Raw genomic sequence first — 14,544 nt, forward strand, 5'->3', positions numbered from 1 at the left:
TGCCGCCCGGCGAATACGGGACTAGCTGTCGGGCTGCTCGATGAGTTGCGCGATGTAGAGCGGCTCGCCCAGTTTCTCGATCAGTTCGAGCTGGGTGTCGAGATAGTCGATGTGGTGTTCCTCGTCTTCGAGGATGCTCTCGAAGATGTTCGCCGACGTGATGTCGCCCTTGGACCGCATGACCTCGATGCCGCGCCGCAGGCGATCGATCGCCTCCACCTCGACCTGCCGGTCCGCCTGGAACATCTCGGTCACCGTCTGCCCCACCCGGACGTGGAACAGCCGCTGGTAGTTGGGTAGGCCCTCCAGGAACAGAATCCGGTCGGTCAGCACCTCGGCGTGCTTCATCTCGTCGAACGACTCGTGCCGCGTGTACTTCGCGAGCTTGGTCCAACCGAAGTTCTCCTGCATTTTCGCGTGCAGGAAGTACTGGTTGATCGCGGTGAGCTCACCGGTGAGCTGCTCGTTGAGGAATTCGATGACCTCGGGGTCGCCCTGCATCGCAGAGACTCCTTCCAATCCAAGCGGGAACGGGAGTTCGCGCGCATCCTCGCACCGCGCCGGCGACACCGTCCAGTAAGTGCATGCTTAGTGTGAGTTGCCCGAATAGCAGAGCCGCTGGTCACGACCACCCCCGAAGGTCTGACACCATGGAGGCATGGGTCAGCCGGAAAGCCGCGAAGGGGAGCAGGGACAGCTACCTCCGGGGCAACGGCTACAACGGGGCTGGCCGGTCACCCACTACGGCCCGGTGCCCAGGTTCCGACCCGACCGCTGGGAGTTCCGCGTATTCGGCGCGACGGCCGACGGGGACAAGCACTGCTGGACGCACGAGGAATTCGCGGCCCTTCCGTACTCCACGGTCGTGGCCGATCTGCACTGCGTGACGAAGTTCAGCATGTTGGGCGCGGAGTGGGGCGGCGTGCCCGCCCGACTGTTCCTCGAACTCGCTCCGCCGGCCGAAGATGTCACCCATGTGATGGTGTGGGCGGAATACGGGTTCAGCTCGAATCTGCGACTCGAGGATTTCGCGGCCGAGCGGACAATTTTCGCCACGCACAAGGGCGGCGAGCCGCTGACGGCGGAGCACGGATTTCCGGTCCGCCTCATCGTTCCCCAGCTCTACGCGTGGAAAGGCCCGAAATGGGTGCGCGGCGTGGAGTACATGACCGCCGACCGGCGCGGCTTTTGGGAAGAGCGGGGATATCACAACCTCGGTGACCCCTGGCGCGAGCAGCGCTACTCCTACCAGGAGGAGCCGGGCGACGGCCCGGAGCTGTAGCCAGCGCCCCGGCGCCGGGTCTGACCCGGCCCGGCGGGGGTGCCGTCAGCCCGCGCGCAGTTCCTTGAGCCGGGCCACGTCCGCGGCGTGCCCCTCCTTGCCGCCCGGCGTCTCGATCACCAGCGGCACGCCGGCCGTGGCCGGGTGGGTGAACAGCTCGCCGAAGGCGTCCGCCCCGATGTGGCCGGCGCCGATGTTGGCGTGCCGGTCCTTGTGGGCGCCGACGACGTCCTTGGAGTCGTTGGCGTGGATGAGCTTCAGCCGCCCCTCGCCCACCACCGCGACCAGCTCGTCGAGGAGCGCCTTGGTGCCCCCGGCGGCGGCCATGTCGTGGCCGGCGGCGAACGCGTGGCAGGTGTCCAGGCACACGCCGAGCCGCGGGTGCCGGTCGAGCACGTCGAAGTAGGGGCCCAGGTCCTCGGCGAGCGCGCACAGCGACGCGCCCTGTCCCGCGGTCGGCTCAAGGAGCAGCCAGGGGTCGTCGTCGTGCGTCAGCTCGTCGAGCAGGGGCAGCAGCCGCTCCCTGACCTGCGCGAGCGCGGTGGCGCGGGACCGGCCACCGGTGGCCGAGCCGGTGTGCACGACCACCCCGAGCGCGCCGATGGCCCGGCCCCGGCGCAGCGAGTGCCGCAGCGACTCCACCGACTTCTCGGCGGTCGCCTCGGTGTGCGAGCCGAAGTTGATCAGGTAGGGCGCGTGCACGTACGCCGGCAGCGACTCGGCCGCGCAGGCCGCGCGGAACTCCTCGTCCTGGCGCGGGTTGCCGGCCGGGGTGGCCCAGCCGCGCGGGTTGGCGACGAAGACCTGGAGGCTCTCGGCGCCGAGGTCGCGGGCGTAGGACAGGCCGACGGAGGCGAGCCCTCCGGCCACGGGTACGTGGCCGCCGATGGGGTTGCGGGTGCGGATGGCAGACGTGCTCACGCACCAAGGGTGCCAGCCGGGCACACGCTCCGGAGCGCCGGGCCGGGTGGCGTCGGCCACCCCGCCGGCCCCGGCGGGCCGCCTTCGCGAGCGACGGGCCCCGCGCGCTCCGGACGGCCCGGCCCCCGCGAGCGGCGGGGCTCGCGGGGGCCGGGGCAGTCGTGGCGTGGCGGCGTCGGGTCAGCGCACTCGCAGGGTGATCTTGCTGCCCTTCGGCGCTTCGTCGCCGCCGTCGACCGACTGGTCGAAGACCGTGTCGCCGAAGAAGAAGCGGTTGACGCCGACCTCGAAGCCCGCGTCCTCCAGCTTCCGCTTGGCGTCGTCCAGGTGGTCGCCCTCGACGTGCGGCACCTCGATCATCTCCTTGCCCTTGGACGGCGTCAGGGTGATCGTGTCGCCCTCGGCGACGCGCGACCCCTCGGGCGGGTTCTGCAGCGCGACGGTGTCCTTGTCCTCGTCCGAGAAGACCGGCTCGGCGATCTTCACGTCGAGGCCGGCGTCCCGCAGCTCGCTCTCGGCGTCGTCGAGCACGTCGCCGACGACGTCCGGCAGGTCGATGGGGGCGCCCTTGCTCACGGTGACCGCCACGGCCGAGTCCGGGCGCCGTTCCGTACCGGCCGCCGGCTCGGAGCCCAGCACGTCGCCGCGCGGGGTCTCCTCGCTGAAGCGCTTGGTCACCTTGCCGAGGCTGAGCCCGGCGTCCTCGATCTTCTTCCTGGCGTCCTCCAGCGACATGCCCGCCACGTTCGGCACCTCGGCCATCTCCGTGCCGCGCGAGACGGTGAGGGTGACGGTGCCGGTGTTGCGGATGCGGGCGTTGCTCTCGGGGTGGGTGGAGATGATCCGCCCCTTCTCCACGACGTCGCTGAAGCCGTGCTTGATCTTGACGTCGAGCCCCGCGTCCCGCACCTTCTTCTCGGCTTCGGCCTGCTTCATGCTCAGTACGGCGGGCACGTGCGTGAACTGGCCGGAGTTGATGTACCAGATGCCGAGTCCGACGCCGAAGACCAGCAGCAGCGCCGTGACCGCGGTGAGCACCGGACGGCGCGGCATGCGCAGCCCGCCGGGGCGGCGCGGCCGCTTGGGCGGCGGGTCGTCGTTGACCGGGCGCTCTTCCAGCAGCCGCGGGCGCAGCACGCTGGTGCGGTTCAGCTCGTCGTCACCGTCCGCCGCCGCGCCGCCGGCCACGGGGCTCGGCGCCGGCTGCCGCCGGGTGGCGGTCTCGCGCGCCGCGGCGGCCCGTGGGATCACGCTCGTGCGGTCGTCGGGGCCGCTGCCGGAGCGCGGCACCGGGGCGTCGAGCGTGCCGGCCTTCGCCCGTGGCGGGGCCACGTCGAGCTGCGCGTCGGTCAGGCCCGAGCGGGCGGTGCGCAGCCGGCCGAGGAGTTCCACGGCGCCGGCCGGGCGCTGCTCGGGGTCGCGGGCGGTGGCCTCGGCCACCAGCTCGTCCAGCGCCGGGGCGAGCCCCGGCACGCTGCGCGAGGGCGCCGGGACGTCCTCGTGCAACTGCTGGTAGAGCACCTGGGCCGGGGTGGTGCCGGTGTGCGGCTTGGCGCCGGTGAGCATCTCGTACAGGACCACGCCGCAGGCGTACACGTCCGCCCTGGTGTCGGCCGTGCCGTGCTCGATCTGCTCGGGCGCCAGGTAGGAGACGGTGCCGAGGACGGCGCCGGTGGAGGTGTTGGTCGCCGCGTCCACCGTCCGCACCAGCCCGAAGTCGGCGACCTTGACCCGGCCGTCGTCGCCGATCAGCACGTTCTCCGGCTTCATGTCGCGGTGTACGAGGCCGGCCAGGTGGGCCGCGCCCAGCGCGGCGAGCACCGGCTCCGCGACGTCCAGGGCGATGCGCGGCTGGAGCGCCCCCCGCTCGCGCAGCACGTCGCGCAGCGTGCAGCCGGCCACGTACTCCATCGCGAGGTAGACGTACGTGCCGTCGGTTCCCTGGTCGAACACGCCCACCACGTTGGGGTGGTCGAGCCGGGCCACGGACTTGGCCTCGCGGATGAACCGTTCGACGAACGCTTCGTCGGTGGCCAGCGCCGGGTGCATCACCTTGAGCGCGAGCACGCGGTCGAGCCGGGTGTCGACGGCCCGGTAGACCGTCGCCATACCGCCGACGGCGATCCGCGCCTCGATCCGGTAGCGGCCGTCGAGTACCTGCCCGACGAGCGGGTCCTGCAGGGTCGTATCCACGACAGAGGAGTCTACGAGCCGTGCCCGACACCCGGGCTCACCAGCGGTGGCACCGGCCGCGACTGAAGCCGAACAGTGACCGGAGAGTGGCACTCCCGTGCGAACCGCCCGCCTGGGCCGGCGGCCGGCCGCCGCCGGCACCCGTCGGACGTGGCTATTCGAACGCGGGCCGCTCCGGGTCGAGGCGCGCCCTGCCCTCCTCGGGCGAGGAGGCCAGCGCGAAGTGCCGGCGCGGGATGCGGCCGGCGCGGCTGGCCAGGCGGCCCGCCGAGACCGCGTACCGCATCGCCTCGGCCATCAGCTCGGGCTCCTGCGCGCGCGTCACCGCCGAGGCGAGCATGACCGCCGCGCAGCCCAGCTCCATCGCGAGCGCGACGTCGGACGCGGTGCCGGCGCCGGCGTCGAGGATGACCGGCACCCGCGCCCGCTCGGTGATGAGCTGGAAGTTGTGCGGGTTGCGGATGCCGAGCCCGGAGCCGATGGGGGAGCCGAGCGGCATGATCGCCGCGCAGCCGACGTCCTCCAGCTTCTGCGCGAGCACCGGGTCGTCGTTGGTGTACGGCAGCACCGTGAACCCGTCGTCCACCAGCGTCTCCGCCGCGTCCAGCAGCTCGATGGGGTCCGGCAGCAGGGTGCGTTCGTCGGCCACCACCTCCAGCTTGACCCAGTCCGTGCCCAGCGCCTCGCGCGCCAGTCGGGCGGTGAGCACGGCCTCGCCCGCGGTGAAGCAGCCCGCGGTGTTCGGCAGCACCTGGATGCCGAGCCGGTCGAGTACGGACAGGACCGAGCCCTGCACGCGCGGGTTCAGGCGGCGCATGGCGACGGTCGTGAGCTGGGTACCGGAGGCGATGAGCGCGCGCTCCAGGATCTCCAGGCTGGGCGCGCCGCCGGTGCCCATGATCAGCCGGGAGGCGAACTCCCGGTCGCCGATGGTCAGCGGGTCGGCGCTGGGCAGGAAGCCGGGCGTGGGCGCCGTGTCGGCACCCACGGACGGGTTGGACGGGTTGGACGGGACGGGCGGGTCGGACGGGGTGTCGGGGGAGTGGTGGTGGTCGAGTGCGGGGTGGGACATGGGGGACGGATCAGCCTCCCTGTACGGCGGTGAGCACCTCGACGCGGTCCTCGGCGGACAGCGCGGTGGCGGGCCACTGCCCGCGCGGGACGACCGCCTCGTTGACGGCGGCGGCGACGCCGCCCGGCGCGGCGGTGAGCGTGGCGACGAGCTGGTCGAGCGTGGTGCCGTCCGGCACCTGCCGGGGCTCGCCGTTGACGGAGACGGTGAGGGTGGCGGGAGGGGAGACGGTCATGGCTTACGGCTCCTGGGGTGCGTCGGTCGGCCGGGTGGCCAGGGCGGGCCGGTCGGGCGCCGGGGCCGGCGCGGGCCCGGCGGGCGCGACCGGTGACGTGTCGTACGGCGGCGGCGTGGGGCCGCCGCTGGCCGTCTCGCGGACTGGCACGGTCGCTGGTGCTGGTGCTGGTGCTGGTGCTGGCGCTGGGGGGAAGCGCAGGGGCGTGAACGGGTGGGCGTACGGGGGGAGTTCGCCGGTGGTCAGCACCTCGGCCAGCACGTCGCCGGTCACCGGGGTGAGCAGCACGCCGTTCCGGTGGTGGCCGGTGGCCAGGACCAGGCCGGGCAGCCGGGTCGGGCCGAGCAGCGGCGCGTTGTCGGGCGAGCCGGGGCGCAGCCCGGCCAGCGTCTCGACCAGCTCCAGCTCTGTGACGCCCGGCAGCACCTCGTGCGCGTCCCGCAGCAGCTCGTACAGGCCACCCGCGGTGACGGTGGTGTCCCAGCCGAGTTCCTCGGTGGTCGCCCCGACGATCAGCTCGCCGTTCACCCGGGGCACGAGGTAGATCTGCCCGCCGCGCACCACGGCCCGTACGGTGCGGGACAGGAACGGCCCCGCGGCGGCCAGCGGGGCCGGCACCCGCAGCCGCAGCAACTGGCCCTTCACCGGCCGCACCGGCGGCACCACGTCGGCGGGCAACCCGGCGAGCCGGCCGCTGAGGCTGCCGCCGGCGAGGACCACCTGACCCGCCGCGACCCGGGCGCCGTCGGCCAGCACGGCACCCGTCGCGCGCCGGTCACCGGCGTGTTCCGCGGCCTCCCGGGCGTCCCCGGGGCCGGCCAGCGTCAGTCGGCGCGCCCAGGAGTGCCGGAAGTCGACCCCGGCGCGCCGGCAGGCGGTGAGCAGGGCGGCGGCGAGCAGCCGGGGGTCGATCTGGTGGTCGCCCTCGACCCACACGCCACCGCGCACGCCGGGCGCGAGCAGCGGCTCCAGGCGCCGGCACTCACGCCCGGTCAGCCACCGCGCGTCGAGCCCGCAGCGCTGCTGGAGGGCGTGCAGGTCGCGGAGTTGCGCCCGGTCGTCGCTGTCGAGCGCGACGGCGAGGGTGCCGCAGGCACGGTAGCCGGTGGGCTGGCCGCTCGCCTGTGTCAGCTCGGTGGCGAAGTCGGGGTAGCGGCGCGCGGACGCCAGGTTCAGGCCGAGCAGCGTCTCCTCGCCGTAGTGCGTCTCGGTGACGGCGGCCAGCATGCCCGCCGCGACCTGGGCGGCCCCGCCACCGGGCGCCGGGTCGGCCAGCACGGTGCGCAGCCCGCGCTGGGCGGCGCGCCACGCGGTGACCAGGCCGATGATGCCGCCGCCGATGACCAGCACGTCACAGCGGACGTCGGAGGCCGCTGGCCGCGCCGCCACCGCCCCCTGCGGCGCGGGCCGCCGCGCGTCAGCGGGGCGGGCCCCGGGCGGGGGACGGTGCGGGTCCTCGTGGTACGGGGGCGCGGTCGCGGCGGCCCCGTCGTGGGCGGCCGCGTGGTCCTCGGCAGACGCGTGCATGGGCGTCCAGCCCCTCCCTTCGCCGGAATGACCCGGATCAGGTTCGTACGGTCGGGGGCCGCCAGCCCCCCTCTCAGCCCGGTGCGTCCGGGCTCCCGCGAGTGGTGTGCACCCGCCACCCTAATACGCCCCCCGTGGCCCCGAAACGGAGCGGGCCCGGTATCCGTGGTGGGGCCACCGACCCCGCGCCCGGAGCGCGGGCCCGCCGTGTCACGGCGGGCGACCTTGTGTCGGAGATCTCCCCGCACGGCGCTGCGGCCCGTGAGACGCCTCGTCCTACAGTGATCGCGTGAGCGAGGACACCGAGGAGACGCGTAACGGCGGCCAGGGCCGCGCCGTGACCGGTGGCCCGAGCGGCGACGACCGCCGGGTCGTGATCGTCGGGGCCGGCATGGCGGGGGTGCAGACCGCGGTCGCCCTGCGTGAGCAGGGCTGGACCGGCACCATCACGCTGCTCGGTGGCGAACCCCACCAGCCGTACGACCGGCCACCGCTGTCCAAGGCGGTGTTGCTCGGCAAGGCCGAGGGGTCGGCCTTCGACGTGGACTTCGCCGCGCTCGGCATCGACCTCCAGCTCGGCCGCTGGGTGGCCGGCGTGCGGCCGGCCGATCGCCTCGTGGTCACCGACGCGGGCCCGGTGCCGTACGCCCATCTCGTGATCGCCACCGGCGCCGAGCCGATCGCGCTGCCCGGCAGCGAGGGCGTGCCCGGCGTGCACCTGCTGCGCACGCTGGATGACGCGGAGCGGCTGCGGCCGGTGCTCGCCGCACAGCACGACATCGTCGTCGTCGGGGCCGGCTGGATCGGGGCCGAGTTCGCCACCGCGGCCCGCGAGGCGGGCTGCGCGGTGACCGTGGTCGAGGCCGCGGACCGGCCGCTGGCCGGCGCGCTGCCGGCCGAGGTGGCCGCGCACATGGTCGGCTGGTACGCGGACAGCGGGGCCGTGCTGCGCACCGGGGCGCGGGTGGCCGCCGTGGAGCCGGGGGCGGTCTCGCTCGCCGACGGCACCCGGCTGCCGGCCGACGCCGTGGTGGTCGGCATCGGGGCCAGGCCCGCGACGGGCTGGCTGGCGGAGTCGGGCATCGCCCTGGGGCCCGACGGCTCCGTGCGGGCCGACGGCGCGCTGCGCACCTCGGCCCCCGACGTGTACGCGGTCGGCGACTGCGTCTCCTTCCCCTCGGCCCGCTACGGCCAGCGGCTGCTCGTGCACCACTGGGACAACGCGCTCCAGGGGCCGCGCACGGTCGCGGCCCACATCGTCGGCGGTGACGCCGCGCACTTCACGGGGCCGGTCTACGACCCGGTGCCGTACTTCTGGTCCGAGCAGTTCGGCCGGTTCGTGCAGTACGCGGGTCACCACACGGCCGCGGACACGATGGTCTGGCGCGGCGACCCGACGAGCGCCGCCTGGAGCGTGTGCTGGCTGCGCGACGGGGCCCTGATCGCCCTGTTGGCGGTGGGCCGCCCGCGCGACCTGACCCAGGGCCGCAAGCTGATCGAGCAGGGCGCCCACCTGGACGAGGCCCGCGCGGCCGACCCGTCGGTGCCACTCAAGTCCGCCGTCCGCTGACGCGCGGGCCGGGCTGGCGGCGGCAGGGGCCCGCGGGCGGCGGGCCAGGCCGGCGGCAGGGGCCCGCGGGCGCGCCGCGTGGGGCCCGCCGCCCCTCGCGGGCGCCCGGCGAGCGGGCTGGGCGAGGTGGCCGGCTGGCGCGTACCGGGCGCGGCGGCCGGGCGCCCGGGCCGCTCGCGAACCGGCCGGGCGAGGCCCGGCGGCGGCGCCGCCCGGTAGCCGCCACGGATCGCTTCTCGGCGTAAAACCCCAGGTCAGAGCGGGCGGCCGAGGTGTGAGAAGGGGGTAGCTGACCGTTTTCGGCTACCGAGTGTCAGTCCCAGATGGCAGGCTTGTCCCGTGACCGAGATTGACGCAAAGACCGATGCTCTCGTCCCTGCCTGGCTCACCCTCCCCGACATCGCCGAACTGCTCGACGTCGAGGTAACCCGGGTGCGGCAGTTGGTCAAGGAGGGCCAGTTGATCGCGGTGCGCCGTGGCGAGAACCGGGCGCTCCAGGTGCCAGCCGAGTTCATCGGCGAGGGCCGCATCGTCAAGGGCCTGGTAGGCACCCTGACGCTGCTGCGGGACGACGGCTTTACCGACGAAGAGATGCTGGAGTGGCTGTTCACCGCGGACCCGACACTCCCCGGCACCCCAGCGCAGGCGCTCCGCGAGAACCGCGGCACGGAGGTGAAGCGCCGGGCGCAGGCGCTCGCGGTGTAGGGCGCACGCGCGGTGCCGGGGCGCCGTCGCGGGCCGCCGGCCCGTGGCGCGCCGCCGTCCGCGCCCCGCGCGACCCGCTTCGCGATCCGTTCCGTAGTGCCCACAGCACGTAACCGTCCGGCGTACGGGCCGGGCCGGCGCACCCGCGCCCGGCCCGTACGCCGCTGATCTGGGGGGAGGCCATCCCATGGCCGCCGCAGTCACCGCAGCCGCCGCGCGCGAGCAACTCGCCGACGCCCGGCTGTACCTGTGCACCGACGCCCGCAAGCGCCAGGGGGACCTGCCGGAGTTCCTCGACGCGGTGCTCGCCGCCGGCGTGGACATCGTGCAGTTGCGCGACAAGGGCATGGAGGCGGCCGAGGAACTCGACCACCTCGCCGTCTTCGCCGAGGCGTGCCGCAGGCACGGCGCCCTGCTGGCCGTCAACGACCGCGCGGACGTCGCCTTCGCCACCCGTGGCGCCCACCAGCCGGGAGCCCACGTGCTGCACCTGGGCCAGGGCGACCTGCCGGTGCCGGCCGCCCGCGCCATCCTCGGCGACGAGGTGCTGATCGGGCGGTCGACCCACGCGGAGGCCGAGGCCCGTGCCGCCTCCGTCGAGCCCGGCGTGGACTACTACTGCACCGGCCCCTGCTGGCCGACCCCGACCAAGCCGGGCCGGCACGCCCCCGGGCTCGACCTCGTGCGGTACGCGGCCTCGCTCGACTCCGACCGGCCGTGGTTCGCCATCGGCGGCATCGACGCCGGCAACCTGGACGAGGTCCTGGACGCCGGGGCCCGCCGGGTCGTCGTGGTGCGCGCCATCACCGAGGCCGCTGACCCGGCCGAGGCCACCGCCCACCTGGCCAAACGGGTGCGGGAGCGTTCGGCGTAGCCGCCCGGCGCGGCCCGCCCGCCCGCGGGCCGGTGTCCGAAAACACTGGAGCGATCCGCGCTATCCGGGCATAACGCCGGGGACGGTTGGGGGCCTCGGGCGCGGCTCGATAACCTGCTGGTATGGCCCTTGGCACAGCATCCACCCGGACCGATCACGCCCGTACGGTGCGCGAACTCCTCGCATCCGGTGAACAGTCGTATTCGTTTGAGTTCGCGGCCCCGAAGACGGAGAAGGGCGAGCGGACCCTGTGGAATGCCATCCGTCGCATCGAGGCCGTCGCCCCCACCTTCGTGTCCGTGACGTACGGCGCGGGCGGCTCCTCGCGCGAGGGCACCGTCCGCGCCACCGAGCGGATCGCCACCGACACCACCCTCACCCCGGTCGCCCACCTCACGGCCGTGAACCACTCGCTGACCGAGTTGCGCAACGTCATCGGCCAGTACGCCGACGCGGGCATCCGCAACATGCTGGCGGTCCGTGGCGACCCGCCCGGCGACCCGATGGGTGAGTGGGTGCGCCACCCCGAGGGCGTCTCGTACGCCGCCGAACTCGTCGAACTGATCAAGGAGTCCGGCGACTTCTGCGTCGGCGTCGCGGCCTTCCCGGAGATGCACCCGCGCTCCCAGGACTGGGAGACCGACATCCGGCACTTCATCAACAAGTGCCGCGCGGGCGCCGACTTCGCGATCACCCAGATGTTCTTCTACCCGGAGGACTACCTGCGACTGCGGGACCGGGTCGCGGCGGCCGGTTGCCCCACGCCGATCATTCCGGAGATCATGCCGGTCACCAACGTCCGCCAGATCGAGCGGTTCGCGCAGTTGAGCAACGCCGCGTTCCCGCCCGAACTCGCCTCGCGCATCCTGGCGGTCAAGGACGATCCGGCGGCTGTACGCTCAATCGGAATCGACTACGCCACCGAACTGTGCGCGCGGTTGATGGCCGAGGAGATCCCCGGGCTGCACTTCATCACCCTGAACCACTCCACGGCGACGCTGGAAATCTACGAGAACCTCGGGCTGCACCAACGGCCCTGAAAGCGGTGACGGCCGCGCACCCGCGGCCGGACGAGAGGGGCGTACACGGGCATGGCGGTCCTCTACTGCGCGTTCGGCGTCGTCGCCCTGTGGCTGCTCGGTGAGGTGCTGTTGCAGCACAAGGCGCGGCTGCGCTGGCGGCTGCTGGCCTTCACCGGCTTCCTCGGCGTCGTGCTCGGCGTCGTCCTCGGGTCGGTGCCGCTGATCGGCGCGGGCACCGCGGCCTTCGCGGTCGGCCAGACCTACGTCACGCTCTCCTTCCGGCGCGGCTTCGTCACCGGCTGGTCGCTGCGCGGCTCGGGCGGCGCGGGGCGCGCCACCGGCGGCGGGAAGGGCCGCCGCCGCGGCGGCGCCCCCGCGTCCGAGCCGACGCTACGCGTCTCCGACCTCCAGGCCGAGCAGGCTGAGCCGGGGGCCCCGCCCGCCCCCGTCGAGCCGCCCGTCCCGCCGACCTACCAACCGGAACCGCTGCCCGACGACACCGACGGCTACGGCATATACCGCACGGACTCCGCCGACACCCCGTTCGCCGCCGCGCCGAGCGGCCCGCCCTCCTCCGGCGACACCGGCGCCGCCGCCGGTCCGGGTGGGCCGGGCGGCTACGAGGCCTACGCGACCTACGACGGTCAGGGCGCCGGCGACGGCCAGCACGGCTACCCGCCCGGCGGCTACGACGGCTACGGCGCGGACCCGTACGCCGGCTACCCCGAGCAGCCCTACGGCGCCCCACCGTCGCCCGCCGACGACCCGTACGCCCACACCGGCGACCCTCTGGGTGGCTACGGCCAAGGCCCCCTCGGCGCGCCGGGCCCGTACGCCCAGGGCGGCTACGGCCAAACCCCGCACGACCCCTACGGCCAGCCCGCCGCCGCGAACGAGGTCGCCCCGACCGGCTTCGCCGCGGGCGACCTCGCCCCGCACGACCTGGCCCCGGGCGGCTACGACCCGGCCGCGGGCTACTCCGACCCAGCGGGCTTCCCGGGCCAGACCGCCGGCGGCTACGGCACGGGTTACGCCCCGGGCGGCCTCGGCGGCGACGGGTACGACGGGTACGACCAGGCCGGCTACCCCGCGTCCGGCTACGGCGTGCCGCAGCAGTTCTCCCCGCAGGCGCCGCCCGAGGGCGCGTGGGTCCCGCAACAGCGCGACGGCGAGACCCCGCCGATCACCCCGCCCCCCGGCGAGCCCGACCCGTACTACCCCGGCCACCACGACCCGGACGGCCAGTACCGCTACTGACGCCGCCCGCGACGACCGAGCCCCGGGCGGAGGACGGAGCGGGCCGCTGGGTACGCGCCGACCACCGCGCGGCAGCCGCCGGGCACGGGCCCCTCGCGTACCAACTCGGCGCGTGACAACCCGTCGCGCACGGACCCGCCGCGCGCTGGGTGACGGCCGCGCGCCGGACGGGCGGCGGCCCGGTGACCCGTGGTCGGACCGGCCCGGGAGGGGCGGCTACTGCGAGCCGCGCCAGTCCGCGCCGTCGACGATGAGCCCGGCCACCATGGCGCCCGACATGCCCGCGTGCGCGAGGCCGCCGCCCGGGTGCGACCAGCCGCCCACCCGGTATAGGCCGGGCAGTTGGGCCGGGTTGGCCGGGGCCAGGTACCGGCCGCCGGCCCCCGCGAGCGAGGGGACCGGCACGCTGCCGGTGGCCACGCCCGTCTCCCGTGCCGTGTCGTACGGCGTGCGTATCTCGCGCCACAACACGCGGCTCCGCAGGTCCGGCACGGCCGCCTCGGCCGCCGCGACCAGGCGGTCCGCCGACCGCTCGGCCAGCTCCGCGTCAGTCCAGTCCACCGCCGTGTGCGGGCGCGCGGCGGCCGTGAGCGTCACCGCCTCGTGGTCGCCGTCCGGCACCAGCTCGGGGTCGGCGGGTCGCGACACCGTGACCGTCGGCGCCGTGGCCACCCCCGGGCCGGGCGCCGGGGCCGCCGCCCGCCGCCGGCCGGGGCGGGTCGGGAACAACTCCGCGTACTCCGCGTCGGGGTCCGCCGGGTGCACCACCGTGCGGTGCGGCGCGTCGGTGGGGCGGGCGCCACGCAGCGCCAGCAGCACGGAGAACCGGCCGAGCGGCGCTCGCGGCCCGCTGTCCTCGTCGCCCTCCGCGACCGGCGCCGAGCCGGCGACGGCCTCCGGCGGGAGCAGGCGCGCCAGTCGCTCCGGGCTCACGCCGGCGACCACCGAGTCGGCGGTGACCGTGGTGCCGTCCGCCAGCTCGATGCCCGCGGCACGACCGTCCTTGGCCAGCACGGCCCTGGCCTCCGCGCCGAAGGTGAACTCCACCCCGCGAGCCAGGCAGCGCGCGTGGAGCGCGTCGGCCAGCGCGCGCATCCCGCCCCGCGCGTACCAGCTCCCGAAGGTCTGCTCCAGATAGGCGAGCACGCTCGCGCTGGCCGGCGCCGCGCGCGGGTCGAGGCCGTACGCCAGGGCCTGGCTCTCCAGGAGCGCGGCCAGCCGGGGGTCGGCCAGCTCGCGCCGGGCGACCTTGGCCAGCGGGGCGGGGCCGCGCTGGAACCAGCCGCGCCGCAGCGCCGGATACGGGTCGTCGGCCAGCGCGGCCCGGTCGGCGCGCAGCGGCTCCTCCAGCAGGGGGCGCCGGGTGGCGTCCCAGACCTCGCGCGCGCGGTTGACCAGATCGCTCCACCGCTCGCCCGACCCGGCGCCGAACGCGGCGTCCAGCGCGCTGACCACGCCGGCCCGGGACGCGTTGGGCAGCGTGACCGTGGTGCCGTCGGCGAAGACGTGGGCGCCGGCCGGATCGACCTGGCGCAGCTCGACGCACTGCTCCAGCGACTCCTTGCCGGTCTTGACGAACAGATCGCGGTAGACGGCGGGCAGGTGCAGCAGGCCGGGGCCGGTGTCGAAGGCGAAGCCGTCCCGCTCAAGCCGCCCCACACCGCCGCCGTGCGTCGCACCGCGCTCGTACACCGCCACCCGGTGGCCCGCGACGGCCAGCCTGGCGGCGGCTGCCATCGCGCCCATCCCGGCGCCGATCACCGCAATCCGTGCCATGCCCGCGACTTTATCCGCCCCCTCTGACAACGCCGCCGGCCGGCCCCGGCCTCGGCGCGAGAACTCACGCGGTAGGTACGCGTACTCAGTCACCCAGATGAGTAGGTGCG

Annotated in this window: 13 protein-coding genes and 1 riboswitch; of the genes, 6 read left to right on the top strand and 7 right to left on the bottom strand. The window is 74.9% G+C overall.

What is annotated here, in order from left to right; translation table 11 throughout:
* Positions 1-21: 21 nt before the first annotated feature.
* Positions 22-501: a bacterioferritin gene (gene bfr, locus OYE22_RS26195; RefSeq protein ID WP_277322683.1), complete on the bottom strand. Its 480-nt coding sequence runs from the start codon at positions 499-501 to the stop codon at positions 22-24.
* A 157-nt stretch (positions 502-658) separates the two neighbouring features.
* On the opposite strand from bfr, the gene OYE22_RS26200 reads away from it, so the two are divergent.
* Entirely contained in the window at positions 659-1,282 is a 624-nt protein-coding gene (locus tag OYE22_RS26200) for a sulfite oxidase-like oxidoreductase (RefSeq protein WP_277322684.1), read from the top strand.
* Between the two features lie 45 nt (positions 1,283-1,327).
* Here OYE22_RS26200 and OYE22_RS26205 read toward each other — a convergent pair whose 3' ends face one another.
* The 5 genes from OYE22_RS26205 to thiO all read right to left on the bottom strand — a co-directional run bounded on the left by OYE22_RS26205 (position 1,328) and on the right by thiO (position 7,230).
* On the bottom strand, positions 1,328-2,203 hold the full coding sequence (locus tag OYE22_RS26205; RefSeq protein WP_277322685.1) for a deoxyribonuclease IV: 876 nt from the start codon (positions 2,201-2,203) through the stop codon (positions 1,328-1,330).
* 180 nt (positions 2,204-2,383) lie between these two features.
* On the bottom strand, positions 2,384-4,396 hold the full coding sequence (gene pknB, locus OYE22_RS26210; RefSeq protein ID WP_277322686.1) for a Stk1 family PASTA domain-containing Ser/Thr kinase: 2,013 nt from the start codon (positions 4,394-4,396) through the stop codon (positions 2,384-2,386).
* A gap of 154 nt (positions 4,397-4,550) precedes the next feature.
* A complete protein-coding gene (locus OYE22_RS26215) occupies positions 4,551-5,294 on the bottom strand; it encodes a thiazole synthase (protein ID WP_348652278.1) in 744 nt (247 codons plus the stop codon).
* A 184-nt stretch (positions 5,295-5,478) separates the two neighbouring features.
* Positions 5,479-5,703 (bottom strand): sulfur carrier protein ThiS, encoded by a 225-nt coding sequence (thiS, locus tag OYE22_RS26220; protein ID WP_277322688.1) that lies wholly within the window; start codon positions 5,701-5,703, stop codon positions 5,479-5,481.
* Positions 5,704-5,706: 3 nt separating this feature from the next.
* Positions 5,707-7,230: a glycine oxidase ThiO gene (gene thiO / locus OYE22_RS26225; RefSeq protein WP_277322689.1), complete on the bottom strand. Its 1,524-nt coding sequence runs from the start codon at positions 7,228-7,230 to the stop codon at positions 5,707-5,709.
* Positions 7,228-7,339: riboswitch (TPP riboswitch) on the bottom strand. It overlaps the preceding gene by 3 nt.
* Positions 7,340-7,567: 228 nt before the next feature.
* On the opposite strand from thiO, the gene OYE22_RS26230 reads away from it, so the two are divergent.
* From OYE22_RS26230 to OYE22_RS26250, 5 genes are all read left to right on the top strand, one after another.
* Positions 7,568-8,800, top strand: coding sequence for an FAD-dependent oxidoreductase (locus tag OYE22_RS26230; protein WP_277324328.1), 1,233 nt, complete (start codon positions 7,568-7,570; stop codon positions 8,798-8,800).
* Between the two features lie 339 nt (positions 8,801-9,139).
* Entirely contained in the window at positions 9,140-9,505 is a 366-nt protein-coding gene (locus OYE22_RS26235; protein WP_277322691.1) for an Rv2175c family DNA-binding protein, read from the top strand.
* Positions 9,506-9,692: 187 nt separating this feature from the next.
* Positions 9,693-10,379 (top strand): thiamine phosphate synthase, encoded by a 687-nt coding sequence (gene thiE, locus OYE22_RS26240; protein WP_176161164.1) that lies wholly within the window; start codon positions 9,693-9,695, stop codon positions 10,377-10,379.
* Positions 10,380-10,501: 122 nt separating this feature from the next.
* Complete coding sequence (gene metF, locus OYE22_RS26245) at positions 10,502-11,419, top strand: methylenetetrahydrofolate reductase [NAD(P)H] (RefSeq protein WP_176161163.1); 918 nt, start codon at positions 10,502-10,504, stop codon at positions 11,417-11,419.
* A 51-nt stretch (positions 11,420-11,470) separates the two neighbouring features.
* A complete protein-coding gene (locus OYE22_RS26250) occupies positions 11,471-12,658 on the top strand; it encodes a hypothetical protein (RefSeq protein WP_277322692.1) in 1,188 nt (395 codons plus the stop codon).
* A gap of 216 nt (positions 12,659-12,874) precedes the next feature.
* Here OYE22_RS26250 and OYE22_RS26255 read toward each other — a convergent pair whose 3' ends face one another.
* Complete coding sequence (locus OYE22_RS26255) at positions 12,875-14,434, bottom strand: NAD(P)/FAD-dependent oxidoreductase (protein ID WP_277322693.1); 1,560 nt, start codon at positions 14,432-14,434, stop codon at positions 12,875-12,877.
* Positions 14,435-14,544: the final 110 nt, after the last annotated feature.

This window comes from Streptomyces sp. 71268, assembly GCF_029392895.1.
Classification (GTDB): Bacteria; Actinomycetota; Actinomycetes; order Streptomycetales; family Streptomycetaceae; genus Streptomyces.